The organism is Oscillospiraceae bacterium, from assembly GCA_015067255.1.
GTDB lineage: Bacteria > Bacillota > Clostridia > Oscillospirales > SIG519 > SIG519.
Genome location: SVMS01000007.1, coordinates 32,537 through 46,959, shown reverse-complemented (window position 1 = coordinate 46,959; position 14,423 = coordinate 32,537). Strand labels below are relative to the sequence as shown.

The 14,423-nt window shown below is 38.0% G+C and carries 17 protein-coding genes; 13 read left to right on the top strand and 4 right to left on the bottom strand.

Going from position 1 to position 14,423, the window contains the following annotated elements:
* Positions 1-17: 17 nt before the first annotated feature.
* Positions 18-206: a 50S ribosomal protein L28 gene (rpmB, locus tag E7480_02905; GenBank protein ID MBE6903536.1), complete on the top strand. Its 189-nt coding sequence runs from the start codon at positions 18-20 to the stop codon at positions 204-206.
* Between the two features lie 295 nt (positions 207-501).
* Here the strand turns inward: rpmB and E7480_02900 are convergent, their stop codons facing one another.
* Positions 502-1,554, bottom strand: coding sequence for a winged helix-turn-helix transcriptional regulator (locus tag E7480_02900; protein MBE6903535.1), 1,053 nt, complete (start codon positions 1,552-1,554; stop codon positions 502-504).
* A 288-nt stretch (positions 1,555-1,842) separates the two neighbouring features.
* A complete protein-coding gene (locus E7480_02895) occupies positions 1,843-2,070 on the bottom strand; it encodes a helix-turn-helix domain-containing protein (protein MBE6903534.1) in 228 nt (75 codons plus the stop codon).
* A 136-nt stretch (positions 2,071-2,206) separates the two neighbouring features.
* On the opposite strand from E7480_02895, the gene E7480_02890 reads away from it, so the two are divergent.
* On the top strand, positions 2,207-3,052 hold the full coding sequence (locus E7480_02890) for an NERD domain-containing protein (protein ID MBE6903533.1): 846 nt from the start codon (positions 2,207-2,209) through the stop codon (positions 3,050-3,052).
* 336 nt (positions 3,053-3,388) lie between these two features.
* On the opposite strand, the gene E7480_02885 is transcribed toward E7480_02890, so the two are convergent.
* Entirely contained in the window at positions 3,389-3,955 is a 567-nt protein-coding gene (locus E7480_02885) for a phosphoserine phosphatase (protein ID MBE6903532.1), read from the bottom strand.
* 44 nt (positions 3,956-3,999) lie between these two features.
* Positions 4,000-4,299 carry a hypothetical protein gene (locus E7480_02880; protein MBE6903531.1) on the bottom strand — a complete coding sequence of 100 codons (300 nt, stop codon included), beginning with the start codon at positions 4,297-4,299 and terminating at the stop codon, positions 4,000-4,002.
* Between the two features lie 374 nt (positions 4,300-4,673).
* Here E7480_02880 and pheS point away from each other — a divergent pair, with 374 nt between their 5' ends.
* The 11 genes from pheS (at position 4,674) to E7480_02825 (ending at position 14,415) form a co-directional block, all read left to right on the top strand.
* Entirely contained in the window at positions 4,674-5,693 is a 1,020-nt protein-coding gene (gene pheS / locus E7480_02875; GenBank protein MBE6903530.1) for a phenylalanine--tRNA ligase subunit alpha, read from the top strand.
* 26 nt (positions 5,694-5,719) lie between these two features.
* Complete coding sequence (locus E7480_02870) at positions 5,720-8,101, top strand: phenylalanine--tRNA ligase subunit beta (protein ID MBE6903529.1); 2,382 nt, start codon at positions 5,720-5,722, stop codon at positions 8,099-8,101.
* A 100-nt stretch (positions 8,102-8,201) separates the two neighbouring features.
* Positions 8,202-8,447 carry an IreB family regulatory phosphoprotein gene (locus E7480_02865; GenBank protein MBE6903528.1) on the top strand — a complete coding sequence of 82 codons (246 nt, stop codon included), beginning with the start codon at positions 8,202-8,204 and terminating at the stop codon, positions 8,445-8,447.
* Between the two features lie 31 nt (positions 8,448-8,478).
* On the top strand, positions 8,479-8,997 hold the full coding sequence (locus E7480_02860) for a hypothetical protein (GenBank protein MBE6903527.1): 519 nt from the start codon (positions 8,479-8,481) through the stop codon (positions 8,995-8,997).
* 96 nt (positions 8,998-9,093) lie between these two features.
* A complete protein-coding gene (locus E7480_02855) occupies positions 9,094-10,611 on the top strand; it encodes an NAD(P)H-hydrate dehydratase (GenBank protein ID MBE6903526.1) in 1,518 nt (505 codons plus the stop codon).
* Between the two features lie 30 nt (positions 10,612-10,641).
* Complete coding sequence (locus tag E7480_02850; protein MBE6903525.1) at positions 10,642-11,178, top strand: hypothetical protein; 537 nt, start codon at positions 10,642-10,644, stop codon at positions 11,176-11,178.
* 11 nt (positions 11,179-11,189) lie between these two features.
* Entirely contained in the window at positions 11,190-12,347 is a 1,158-nt protein-coding gene (alr, locus tag E7480_02845) for an alanine racemase (GenBank protein ID MBE6903524.1), read from the top strand.
* A gap of 386 nt (positions 12,348-12,733) precedes the next feature.
* The gene (locus E7480_02840; GenBank protein ID MBE6903523.1) at positions 12,734-12,931 is read left to right on the top strand and encodes a hypothetical protein; all 198 of its coding nucleotides are present in this window, start codon (positions 12,734-12,736) and stop codon (positions 12,929-12,931) included.
* Positions 12,897-13,268 carry a type II toxin-antitoxin system PemK/MazF family toxin gene (locus E7480_02835; protein ID MBE6903522.1) on the top strand — a complete coding sequence of 124 codons (372 nt, stop codon included), beginning with the start codon at positions 12,897-12,899 and terminating at the stop codon, positions 13,266-13,268. The genes E7480_02840 and E7480_02835 overlap by 35 nt, the downstream gene beginning before the upstream one ends.
* Positions 13,269-13,293: 25 nt before the next feature.
* Entirely contained in the window at positions 13,294-13,986 is a 693-nt protein-coding gene (locus E7480_02830; protein ID MBE6903521.1) for a hypothetical protein, read from the top strand.
* A 123-nt stretch (positions 13,987-14,109) separates the two neighbouring features.
* The gene (locus E7480_02825; GenBank protein ID MBE6903520.1) at positions 14,110-14,415 is read left to right on the top strand and encodes an STAS domain-containing protein; all 306 of its coding nucleotides are present in this window, start codon (positions 14,110-14,112) and stop codon (positions 14,413-14,415) included.
* The last annotated feature ends 8 nt before the right edge of the window (positions 14,416-14,423 follow it).

The following is a 14,423-nucleotide window of genomic DNA, read 5'->3' as shown; positions in this document are numbered from 1 at the left end:
AGTAGGGGGGTTAAATAATGGCTAAATGTGATATTTGTGGAAAAGGCGTTGTTTTCGGTATCAAAGTTTCTCACTCACATAGAAGAAGTAACAGAACATGGAAGCCCAATGTTAAAAGGGTACGTGCTGTTGTAAACGGAGAAGTTAAGCACATCCATGCTTGCAGCCGTTGCCTTCGTTCAAATAAGGTACAGAGAGCTGTTTAATTTATTGATGTCGATTAAAAAATGACCTTCGCACAGTGTTTGCTGTGAGAAGGTCTCTTTTTTTGCGTTACGCAGTAACGCATCGATATAAATCTCCAATTTCTTAATATCCGAAATTATAGAAAGTTAATATATAATAAAAAAATATATCATATTCGTAAAAATATCGCAATGCTTTTAACTGATAAAATAGAACCTCGGCTAAAATATGAAAGTTTCACATTTTGGCCGAGGTTTTGGGTTATCCGTGTGTTTTGAGATCTTAGTTCGTTTCGAAGCCGAGAAATAGAAGATGTTAATCGATATTCACTTTCCAATATCCGAAACGTTTACCGTTTACTCTGGTGATTAAGCCTTTCTTTTCAAGAGAAGCAGTAATTGTTTTAACGGTTCTTTCAGATTTTTTAATGCTTTCGGCAATTTTCTTTTGTGTTAGTTTGCCATCAGATTTTAGTAAATTTAAAACTGTCGTTTCGTCCAAAGTGCAATTCAAAGTGCAATTTTCGTTTCGTTCGTTGCACTTTGGGGAAGATAACGAGCAACTAATGTGCATATCGCGGTTTTTGAGCGGATTGTTTTCACCGAGCAATAGGTTTCGCAAAAATAGTTCCAAATACTCGGTTGTTTCGTGTACTCCTTTTTTAAGATTGGTATAGTTTGCACGTACCAGAGCATTTCTAAAATACCAAGCATTTTCAGCAAAGATATCATTGGTAACGTCAAAGCCTAACGTGCGAAGGTATTTTATAAAGAAAACCGCGGTCGCTCTTGTGTTACCCTCGGAGAAGATATGAATTTGCCAAAGGCGAGAGACAAAAGTTGCTAAATGCTTTATGATTTCCTCCACCCCAAGATTCTTATACGAAAACTCTTTTTCAACCGAAAAATCATAATCCAAGGTCGCTCTTAAATCCAAAGCGCCACCGTACATAACGGTATCACCGTCAAGTACCCATTCATTTTTAGTTATGTTATAATCTCTGATTTTGCCTGCGTGTTTATAAATATCCCTAAACAACTGTGAATGAATTGAAATATACTGCGCCGGTGAAAAAACGAAAGATTTTTCTGATAATAACTGCGCTATGCGAACCGAAACCTTGTCAGCTTCTTCGGTTCTGTCAGTATCTGTATGCGCAATATTTTCTTTATAATAACTGTGAATTAAATCATTAGCTTCTTCAAAAGTTATATCGCCGTCAATGTTCTTTTTGGCGGTTTCAATCAAGTATTCACTTGTGTTAAGTCCATCAACTGCTTGAAGACCGATTGCGGTATGCCAAGCATAACTTTTTTCTTTTTTTTGCGGTTCTTTTTCGCGCAAATATTCTTCAAAAATATCGTTCACAGCATCACCCCATTTCATATAATCATTATATCATATTTGAATACAAATAGCAAATTTTCTTTTAAACCATATTAAATTTAATTGGCGGTAAGGGTTACTTGCCACCGCTCTGTTTGAAGAGTTTTTGCGTTAGTCTTATGTGCTTGCCAGTGTTTTGACATTTGATGAAGCCGTTGTTTAGCATCCACGCGCATTTACGTTTACTAATATGCAAGACACACCGCACCTATTCGCCCGACAGCACTTACAGTAAGCTACTCAACATTTCTTATCACCTCGGAGGGTATATCATTTGCCTTTATCATTTGTGGTCCTGACGAGGTAATCAATCAGAGCATCTTTGGTGAAGATATAACCGCCTTTATAGGTATAGGATTCTATCTCACCGTTTTTGAGTGCGGCGTAGATTGTATTCTTGCCTACGGGTGACCAACGAGCCGCTTTCATCGGAGTTAAGATATCGGGGCGTTTTTTGAGCATCTTTTGATATGCTTCTCTTTGTTTTTCTTGGTTCATTTTTATTCTCCTTGTGTTTTTTAACACAAAGGATACCACAAAGATCTGATAAGTCCAGAGATAATTGCATCGCCATTGAAAAACAGATAAGAATATGATATAATAAAATGTAAAAATTTTTAGTTAGGTTGATCGTATGGGACTTAGAAGCTTTTTTCATAAAATCAAAATAGGCTTTGCGAGAATGGGTGAACCTTCGCTTCCGCATACAACGCAGGCAAAAAAGTACGGAGATTTGGGTGAGGACGAATTCGTCTATGCCATTCAATCTCGTTTGCCTGATTGCGAAATCAAAAAGAATATTATTATTCAGACAATAGAGGGTAATGCGGAAATCGACTGCTTGATTCTTTATAAGAATAAGCTATTTGCTATAGAGATCAAGTGCTGGAAAGGTAGACTTGTTGACCGCAACGGCAACTTCATCCAATATAAACGCGACCGTTGGACGGATGAAATACATACCAAAGTCCACAAGTCACCATTCAAACAGCTTGGTCGAGCTGTTTACTTACTCCGAAAACAAATTCCGGATTATGCTTGGATTAACACTGTCGTGTTTTTCGAAGAATCGGAATATATCGAAACCGAAAGTGATAACGTGTGGTTTGACAACGTAGACGAGCTTATATCCCATATTGTAAGTGACGGTAAAGTTACATTGGGAAATAATGCAAGCGCCTTTTTTGAGAAATGCATCACCGCTGATTATCTTCACAGTAATTCGTGGGGGAAATCTTTGCACTGCATTGTATGTGATAATTCGTTAAGATTCACCACTTCAAACGGGATACTGGATCGAAGCAATATTCAATCTATTTCAATATCACACCATTGGTCTTATGACGAAGTTAAGATTACAACAAAAGATGGAGCACGTCATATCGTTGATATTGAAAATGGCTCCATTTATGTCATTGACAATGGTTACAAATATCGCTATGCACTATGCAAATTGGACTATATTCGTTTAGAAAATTAGTGACCACCTAAACCGAAGACAAACCCTCCCCAAGTCTTCTTGGGGAGGGTTTTAATGCTTCTCACACCTATCTCGCAAATTTCTCGCAAAAAGTCATAACTTTCGCAAAACCTCTTAAAATAGAGGGAAATACTGCATTTTTTTAGGGACGGAGAGGGGCGGTGCGGTAGATACTGCCTTTTGCTCGATATGCTTTTGCAAAATGCAAAAGCGAGATTTATATCATATCGAGTTTGAGCTATGCTTAAACATGTCGATTTTACGATAGTAAAAATATCGGGCAGACTTTAGTCTGCATATCGACTTAAAAATTAACGTTGTTATATAAACACATTTCTATCTTGCGTATTCCCAGGGGATTTCCTCTTCGCCTCTGACAATATAGCTTTTTTTTGCAAGCTTGGCTAAAGGAGTATCGGAAAAAGAGTCGGAATAGAAGGTTTCGATTTCTGATTTTTTATAAAATTCCTCAAACCTTGTAACCTTTTCTTCACCGTAACAGTTAGGACCGAAAAACTTGCCTGTTTTTTTATCGACAGGGGAAGCAATAATACGCTCTACGTTTAAAATGCTTTTTACAGGGTCAAGCAAAAACTGAGGAGATGCGGAAACAATAACATCGTCAGCCCTGTGGGATACATAATAACGCTTATAAATATTATCCTTCTTTTCTTTCCAGAACTCAGCTACAAGAGCATCAATGTCTTTAAAGCATTTAAAAAAGGAAAAGAAATATCCCTTTGCTTTGGTTTTGCTGAAAATTTTTAAAGACATCATAATAAAGGCAAAAAACTGCAAAGGCAGATAAAGGAGTACTCTTTTTTTCTTTTTTAAAGCAAAAAAGTAAAACTGAGTTGAGCTGTCGCCCCTATAAATAGTTTTATCAAAATCGTATACATTCATAATGAAAAAGGCGGCAGTCAAAAAATGACAGCCGCAAACCTCACTTAAATTTTCCCCTTAAGAGCTCTTTCAAGCCATATAGAGCCTATATCAATAGCATTGTAAAGACCTAATTTTTCACTGCGCTTAACAACTCTGTCCTTAGCCTTAAGGTCAGGGTCGGTATACTGAAGCTCAACGGAAACCTTTCCGCTTATCTCAAGGTCGTCATTTTTCTTGGAGTCAAGCACCTGAAGCATAATAATATATTTATCACTGAGATTGCCGTAATATAATATGTTTCCGCAACGTACCAAAGGGAAACCACGGTACATAAGGGAATTTATACTTGATTTTTCAGCCATATAGCTCACCATATCTTTCTTCACTTAATATTACTATTGTAACATAATTATTTTCTTTTGTAAAGAAAAGACTTGCATTTTTTTAAAAATAGTGTTAAAATGAAAAAAACGTTGTGATCGGGAAAGTAGCTTAGAAGGAATATTCAGAGAGTGAATGTCGTCGGCTGTGAGCATTCATATATGAGCTTTAAGTGAAGTTCGCTCGTGAACGGTGCTGTTGAAGGTTTTCTGGTAGGCGGCAACGGTTTGGCTCCGTTAAAAGCTTTTAAAGTGCCTGCTTTAAGCAGGAATTTGGGTGGTACCACGGAAATTCAGCCTTTTCGTCCCATTTGGGATGAAAAGGCTTTTTTATTAAATTTGAAAGGTTGAAGTTTATGAAGGCACAGCTTGAGGCTATCAGAATAAAGGGCGAGCAGGCTCTTTCAAATGCGCAAAGTCTTGAAGATTTGGAAAACATCAGAATTGAATTTTTAGGTAAAAAAGGAGAAATGACCGCTATCTTAAAGCAGATGGGTACTCTTTCGGCAGAGGAGCGCCCCGCTATGGGACAGCTGGCAAATCAAGTCCGTTCATTTTTGGAAACAGAGCTTGAAAAAGCAAAGCAACAGCTTTCTTCAAAAGCTCTTGAAGAAAAAATAAATTCCGAGAAAATTGACGTAACTATGCCCGGAAAATTAAATAAAACAGGAAAACCACATCCGTTGACAACTGTTATGGATGAAATAAAGGAAATCTTTTTGGGAATGGGCTTTGAGGTGGCAGACGGTCCTGAGGTAGAATACGATTACTATAACTTTGAAGCTTTGAATATTCCTCCTGAGCACCCTGCAAGAGATACTCAGGATACCTTCTATATAAATGATAAGATTCTTCTCAGAACGCAGACCTCTCCTATGCAGATAAGAGTTATGGAAAAGAAAAAGCCGCCCATAAGAATAATTGCGCCCGGAAGAGTTTACCGTTCCGATGCCGTTGACGCAACTCATTCACCTCTGTTCCATCAGATAGAGGGGCTTGTTGTTGACAAGGGTATTACAATGGCTGACCTTAAGGGTACGCTTGAGGTGTTTATAAAAGGTCTTTACGGAGAGAACAGTAAGGTGCGCTTCCGTCCTCACCATTTCCCCTTTACCGAGCCCTCGGCAGAGGTTGACGTTTGCTGTTACGTTTGCGGCGGTAAGGGCTGCCGTCTTTGTAAGGGCGAAGGCTGGATAGAAATTTTAGGAGCAGGTATGGTACATCCTAAGGTGCTTGAAAACTGCGGAATTGACCCCGAAGAGTACAGCGGCTTTGCTTTCGGCTTAGGCCTCGAAAGAATTGTAATGCGTCATTATAATATTGACGATATGCGTCTTTTATATGAAAATGACGTAAGATTTTTAAAGCAGTTTTAATTAAATTACAGAGAGGATAAAAAGCTATGAAATTATCAATAAAGTGGCTTAAAGATTATGTTGATATAAACCCCGACCCTAAAGAATATTCTGAGGCTCTTACAATAACAGGCTCAAAGGTTGAAGGCTTTGAGTGTGTTGGAGATACGATAAAAAATATCGTAGTAGGAAAAATATTGAAAATAGAAAAGCACCCCGACGCAGATAAGCTGATAGTTTGTCAGGTAGATGTGGGTGAAAATGAGCCTGTTCAGATAGTTACAGGTGCCAACAATGTTTCCGAGGGTGATATAATTCCCGTTTGTAAGGACGGCGCTGTTTTGCCTGACGGAAGAAAAATTAAAGCAGGAAAGCTCAGAGGAGTAGTGTCAAACGGTATGCTCTGCTCTCTTTCGGAGCTTGGACTTACTAAAAATGATTACCCCTATGCTATTGAGGACGGCATTTTCATAATGCAGGAGGAGTGCAGTATAGGACAGGATATAACAGAGGTTTTAGGTCTTGACGATACTGTTGTGGAATTTGAAATAACCTCAAACCGTCCCGACTGTCTTTCCGTTATCGGTCTTGCAAGAGAAACAGCGGCAACCTATAATCTGCCCTTGAAATTGCATACACCTGTTGTAAAGGAAAGTGACGGAAAAATTTCCGATTATATTGACGTTGAGGTTAAAGAGCCTACACTTTGCACAAGATACTGTGCAAGAGTGGTTAAAAACGTTAAAATTGAGCCTTCTCCCTCCTGGCTAAGAGCAAGACTTCGTTCCTGCGGAGTACGTCCTATCAATAATATAGTAGATATAACAAACTATGTTATGCTTGAATATGGTCAGCCTATGCACGCCTTTGATTATGAATGTATCACAGGCAAGAAAATAAATGTAAGATGTGCATCAAACGGCGAGAAAATGAATACTCTTGACGGTGTAGAGAGAACTCTTCAGGACTCTATTCTTGTAATTGCAGACAATGAGCGTGCCATAGGTCTTGCAGGTATAATGGGCGGAGAAAATTCCGAAATTAAGGATTCTACCGTAACTGTTGTATTTGAGTCTGCTTGCTTTAACGCTCCCTGTGTTCGTCTGGGCGCAAAAAAAGTAGGACTCAGAACAGAGTCATCAAGCCGTTATGAAAAGGGACTTGACCCCAACAACGCTCTCCCTGCCCTCGACCGTGCCTGCGAGCTTGTAAACCTTTTAAATGCAGGTGAGGTAGTAAGCGGACTTATAGATATAAATAATTCTTCTTCCGAGAGAAACAGCTTCCCTCTTGAAGCAGAGTGGATAAACAAGTTTTTGGGAATAGATATTTCAACAGAGCAAATGACTCAGTACCTTAAAAATATTGACGTAGAGGTTAAAGACGGCAAGGTATATGTTCCCACCTTCCGTTCCGATTTACAGCACAAAGCTGATATTGCTGAGGAAATAGCAAGATTTTACGGCTATGATAAAATTCCTTCAAATGTATTTTCGGGAAAGGTTTTGTGCGGACGTCTTAACGAACGTCAGAAATTTGAAAAGGATATTATAAACAGCTTTGTTGCAAACGGACTTTACGAAATAGCAACCTATTCCTTTATAAGCCCCAAATTCTATGACAAAATAGGTCTTGACGGGGAACAGATTAAAAAAGAAAGCGTTGTAATTTTAAATCCCTTGGGCGAGGATACAAGTATTATGCGCCGTATGATGCTTCCTTCAATGCTTGAAACTCTGACGAGAAACTACAATTTCAGAAATGAAAGCGCCGCACTTTTTGAGCTTGGAAAGATATATATTCCCGATGAGGATTCCAACAAGCTTCCCGATGAGAGAACAACTCTTTGTGTGGGAATGTATAAAAATAAAATGGACTTCTTTGATATCAAGGGCGTTTTACAGGAGATTTTTGACGAGCTTAATATAGTTAAGGTAAGCTACGAAGCAAAATCAGATATAAGCTACTATCATCCCGGACGTACCGCAGGAATATATGTAAACGGCAAGTACGTAGGTGTAGTAGGTCAGGTACATCCTTTTATTGCTAAGAACTACGGCGTTGAAGCAGAGCTTTACTGCGCTGAAATAGATGTTGAAGAGCTATATGCTTGCGAAAGAAAGAAGGCTGTTTATACAGGACTTCCCAAATTCCCTGCATTAACAAGAGATCTTGCTCTTGTATGTGAGGACGAGCTTCCCGTTGCCGCTATTGAAGCAGCTATAAGAAAGGGAGCTAATAATATTCTTGAAGAGGCACAGCTTTTTGACGTATATAAGGGCAAGCAAATTGAACAGGGCAAAAAGAGCGTTGCTTATTCTCTTGTTTTCAGAAATAAGGAAAAAACACTCTCTGACGAAGAGGTTGACAGCGCTATGAAGAAAATTTTCAAGGAGCTTGAAAAAATAGGAGCATTTTTGAGAAGCTAACGTATATTTAGTAAAAAATACTTGCTATTTAAGAAAAAATGTATTATTATTAAACCGTAACAAAAAATATCTATATAATCATTGAATAGAGGTTTTTTTAATGTCCGGAAATACAGTTGTATTTAAAATAAATCAAGAAAAGGAAAATGAGCTAAGAAGAGCTATAACTACGGTTTATGACGCTCTTAAGGAAAAGGGATATAATCCTATCAATCAGATGGTAGGCTATATTCTCAGCGAGGACCCGACTTATATTACAAATCATAAGAACGCTCGCAGCCTTATTTGTAAGATAGACCGTGACGAGCTTTTGCAGGAGCTTCTCAGAAATTATCTTGATAATTAAGTTTTGACAGTCGATAGGGGAGTGGAAAACGATGGACGTTTTTCTTGAAAAAATAGTTAAAAAAAGAGCTACCGCAGTTGATATAGCAATCAATCTTTTGCTGGTTGTTGCGGCAATAATTTTGTTTTTGGTTATTGCTGTTTTTGCAACAGCATACCTGGGCGCATTAGGTATTTTTATTGGCTTTGCTGAGCTTTACGGAGCGTGGTATTTGCTTAGCTCCAGAAGCCTTGAATATGAGTATTCTCTCACTAACGGTGAGCTTGATGTTGACTGCATAATTGCTCAAAGAAAAAGAAAGAAGCTCGCATCTTTGAATTGTCGAGAGTTTGAAATTATTGCTCCTGTAAACAATGAACATAAAAGAGAGATAGAGGCACCCGGCATAAAAAATAAGATTTTTGCTGTAAGCCATCCTCAGTCCGAGGGTCAGTATTTCGGTATTTTTAACGATACCGAAAAAGGAAGAACTCTTCTTGTTTTCGAGCCTGACGAGAGAATGATAGAAAGCTTTAAGACTTACATTCCCCGAAAGGTTATGGATAAATAATATTTGAAAGCTGAACAAACCGAGGTTTCCTCGGTTTGTTCGTATAATTTTTAGCAGATATTTAATATATTACAACTATTGTAAAAGAGGGCTTTTATGAACAGGAAAATAGCCACAAAGGAACAGATGCTTGAAATAGAAAAAAAAGCTATAGAAAAAGCAAACACCTCCGTCTCTTATCTTATGGAAAGCGCAGGAAATGCTATTTGCCGTGAGGTAGAAAATGCAGTTGGTAATGTTTCCGGAAAAAAGATAATAATACTGTGCGGAAACGGCAAAAACGGCGGAGACGGTTTTTCGGCGGCAAGACAGCTTTTTTATAAAGGTGCATATACAAAGGCTCTTTTTTTCGGGGAAGCTGAAAATTTGCCTGAGGTTACTAAATCAGTATATGAAAGGCTTCCCAAAGATGTTGCTGCTAAAGAGATAAGCTATAGGCATATTGAAGAAGCGGATATTATTATAGATGCAGTTTTCGGGACTGGATTTCACGGAGCGCTTGAACGTGCTTTTGAAGAGCTGTTTGCGGCTGTAAACAATTCAAAGGCTGTTAAATTTGCTGTGGATATCCCCAGCGGTATAGAATGTAATACGGGAGTTTTGGGCGGAAAGTGTATTAAATGTGATTATACAATAACCTTTGCTCTGCCAAAGCCTTGTCATTATCTTTTTCCTGCGGCGGATTATTGCGGAAAAATTATTGTAGCGGATATTTCAATTCCACAAGAAATTATAGATTTACAAAAGCTTGATATATTTCTTTCTGATATGCCTGACATTGTAGAAAGAATACCTTCGAGAAAAAGGAATACTCATAAGGGCGACTATGGAAGATTACTTGAAATCTGCGGGTCTGAGTATATGACCGGTGCGGCGTATTTTTGTGCAAACGGAGCTTTGAAAAGCGGAGTGGGCTTACTCAATATGCTCTTGCCCGAAAAAATTCTTCCCGTTATGCAAATAAAGGTTTCTGAAGCTGTTTTCAGCTCATATACAAATGAAAATATAAAAGAAAAGCTTGAACAACAGCTTGAAAAAAGCAACGCCTGTGTTTTTGGGTGCGGAAGCGGTCAAGCTAAAACAAGCTTAGAAATTCTTGAATATCTTTTAAAAAGTGATATTCCTCTTGTGCTTGATGCTGATGCTTTAAACGTTGCATCTTTAAATAAAATTTCTTTAAAGAGAAGCAAAGCAACGGTAATAACTCCCCATATGGCTGAGTTTTCAAGGCTTACGGGCTTATCAATTGAAGAAATAGAAAAAGATAAAATAGGAATTGTCCGAGAATTTTGTCAAAAAGAAAATGTAATAACCGTGCTGAAGGGCGCATATACGATAATAGCGGAGCCGAATGGACAGGTGTGTATAAATTATTTGGGAAATTCGGGTATGGCAAAGGGCGGCAGCGGAGATGTGCTTGCAGGAATAATTGCTTCTTTGCTTGCTCAAGGACTTGACGGGTTCGACAGTGCTTTATGTGCTGCGTATATTCACAGCGCAGCGGGAGACAGTGCTGCTCAAAAGCTTTCACAGTATTCTATGACACCTACCGATATTATAAATGAGCTTCCGCTGATATTTAAGGCGGTTGAGCTTGAAAAAGCGAATGGCTAATGCTCTTCCGCTTGCGGAGGAGTAATATTGGTGAAAAGGTCAGTATACATACTTATTTTAACTTTAGTTTTGCTTTGCTCTTGCAATAGGGTAGTTGAAAAAAATACGGACTTAACAAAAAAATATCAAAATGCCTCGGGCTTTGATGCTTGTATAAGTATTACTGCTGAGGATACTAAATACAGCTTTTTGTTTGAAAGACGTGGAAATGAATATTGCAAAGCAGAGTTTATAACTCCCGAAGCGTTAAAGGGCTTAGTTATAGAAACAAACGGCAGTGAAAAGATAATCAAATATAAAAACTTAAATATCCCTTCACAGTTTTTACCCTCTGAAATAGGTATAGGAATGGACACAGTTTCTCAAATGCTTATGTCATTGGAAAAAGCGGTGGGAGAATTACCTGTTAAAAATAAAAATGAAACTCAGATTACCTTGGCGGGTGAGCTTTACGGAGTAAATGCAGAGCTGAAATTTGATATTTCTACCTTGATGCCCTTGACGGCGGAGCTTATGCTTAACTCTCAAAAAATTTCAGTAAGCATCACTCAATTCAAATTTGTTTAAGGAAGAGAATAATGTTTAAAAGAACGAGAGCTGAAATAGACTTATCGGCATTGGCGCATAATTACATTCAAATAAAAAAAGGACTTAAAAGTGATACCGCTGTAATGGCAATAGTAAAGGCAGATGCTTACGGACATGGTGCCATAACAGTTGCCCGAGAGCTTGAAGCTCAAGGAGTTACTTGCTTTGGGGTCTCTTCAAACGATGAGGCGGTACAGCTCAGAGTAAACGGTATAAAAATACCTATCCTTGTTTTAGGCTATACAAATCCCGAAAGCTACAACGAGCTATTGGAATATTCAATAACACAGACTGTTTTTTCCTATGAGCAGGCAAAAACAATTTCTGACTTTTGTATAAAAAAAGGCAAAACAATGAAAATACATTTAAAGCTTGATACGGGAATGGGACGGCTTGGCTTTATGTGTAGCAGTGATGAGGATATTGAAAAAACAGTAAGTGAAATAAAAAAAGTTTTAGAGCTTGAAAATCTTGAATTTGAGGGTATATTTACTCATTTTGCAGAGTCTGATAAGCCTGAGAGTGACTATACTCAAAAGCAGTTTTCATATTTTATGAAGGCTGTTGAAAAAATAGGCTACAGCTTTAAATATAAGCACTGCTCAAACAGTGCGGCAATAATAAATTTCCCCGAAATGCAGCTTGATATGGTGCGTCCCGGAATAATCCTTTACGGACTTTTGCCAAGCTCAAAGACAAAGAATATAGGTCTTTTGCCGGTAATGAGCCTTTGCACAAGAGTTGCACAGATAAAAAGCTTTGAAAAAGATACATCTATAAGCTATTCGAGAACATATAAAACAACTGATAAAACAAAGGTTGCCGTGCTTCCCATAGGCTATGCAGACGGCTTTGCAAGAGGTCTTTCGGGAAAAATAAAGGTTCTTATAAAGGGACAGCCTGCTAATATCATAGGTCTTGTGTGTATGGATATGACAATGGCTGACATAAGCAAAATTGAAGATGTACGCAACGATGACAACGTTTTGATTTTCGGAAAAGAGAACGGAAATATATTACCCGTAGAGCAAATTTCCGATATTTTGGGAACTATCAATTATGAAACGGTGTGCTGTATTTCAAAGCGTATACCGAGAATTTATATAAAAGACGACAAAGTAATAGAGGAGGAAAGTTATATAAGGTGACAAGAATAATCCGAACTTGTTTTAAAAAGGCGGATTTTCGCTCATCCTACGTTAAAATACTCGTTAATCCATTGAGGATTAACTCCGTTTTATGCCTTGTTTGAACAAAAATCCTCTCTTTTTAAAATCTTCGACCTCAAAGGGAGAAGATTTCGAGAGTTTTTTATGGAGATTAGGCAAAGTAAGGCTTGAGTCTTGCAAGAATAAATAGGGTGAAAAGAACTGAAATGTGCTCCTTTGAGGCAGATTCGGATTAGTCTTGTCACCTTAAGGTAAATTTTTGTTATTGAAAAAACAGATTATTTTTAATATAATACTAATATAAATACTAATATAAATACTGTCAAAAAGCTGAATTTAAAATAAAATAGTAGAGAGGGATTGCCATGAAGATTATTAATTTGCTGAAAATGAAAAAAAATATCAATTCAATGATTAAAGGCTATAAAAAAATGGCAATACTAAATACAGAGTTAGCCGAAGAGGGACTCTGTGTTGACAACGAAGCCCTCAGACGCATCGAGTTAAATTTAGCGGAGAGTGAACAAATTGACAGTAAAACGAGGGGATATATTTTACGCTGACCTCAGCCCCGTTGTGGGAAGTGAGCAGGGCGGTCTCCGTCCCGTATTGGTTATTCAGAATGACGTGGGCAATAAATATAGTCCTACTGTTATTGTGGCTGCAATTACAAGTCAGATTAACAAGGCAAAAATGCCTACGCATATTGAAATCAATGCCAAAAAATACGGAATAGCAAAGGATTCGGTAATCCTTTTGGAACAAATAAGAACAGTTGATAAAAAAAGGCTTCGCGAAAAAATAGGTTTTTTAGACAGTAATGCGATGCTTTTTGTTGACAATGCGTTGTATGTAAGCTTTGGATTAAAATGTGAAACAGGTATAGAAACAGCAACGTAAAATAAAAGAAAAGGAATGATACGGATTGTTAAAAGGAAAATTCAGAGTTATTACCACCGCTGCGGTTTGTACTGTTATAACCGTATCGGCGGTATACATAGGCTTTGCCGCTGACCCCGGCTCTGCAGAGGACCCGATAGTTACAAAAAGCTATGTGGATAATGCCATTACCACAGCCTTAGAGAACTATATCAAAAATTCGGATTTGAATTCTGCGCTTTCTTCTGCACAGGCTATCACAGATATCAAGCAAAGCATACTGCAAGCTCAGCAAGATGTATCTTCTGCTCAAAATACAGCAAGTCAGGCTCAGGATACTGCAAATCAGGCTCAAAGCTCTGCAAATCAAGCTCAAAGCACAGCTGAACAAGCTCAAAGCAACGCTCAAAGTACTTCGAGCGCTTTGCAAAATATAGAGGATAAGCTTGATAATTACATAAACAATGACGAAAAGTATGGATATAAGGTTATAAATCTTCAAAAAGGAAAGCTGTTGAGTGCCTCCGAAGGTACGGAAATTATTATAAGAAGCGGAGCGGCAAGCTGTGTTTCACCTTCAAGCTCAATAGGAATTTACGATTATACTGACGGTAGCTTCTGTGCCAACGGAGCAAGGCTTACAAACGAGCATTATTACGTGTTTGACAGAAACGGCAGAGGAATAAGAGCCGCTTCGGACTGTGTGCTTTTGATAAGAGGAAAATACACAATAGACTAAATTTAGAGGACAGAAAAAGCTGTCCTCTTTTTTTATGCAATTTTTTCGACAAAATTTTTGAATAAGATATGCTATATTGGATAAAAATAACTGTATAGGAAAAGAAAGGCGGAGGCCGTAATTATGAAGCTTGAATTTTCTCATAGCGGAAAAAATCTTACTGTGGCTTTACAGGGAGAACTTGACCACCATAACGCAAAAGGAATAAAGGAACAAATAGATACGACAGCATCAAGAATTAAACCCGAGGTGCTTATTATGGATTTTGCGCAGGTTCCTTTCTGCGACAGCTCGGGAATAGCTGTGGCAATAGGGAGATATAAGCATATGCAAAGCATAGGCGGAAGAGTAAAAATTATAAACACTTCAAAGCAGGTAAAAAAAGTATTGGTGCTTTCGGGTGTTAATAAATATATGAAGGTAGATTAAGGAGAAAA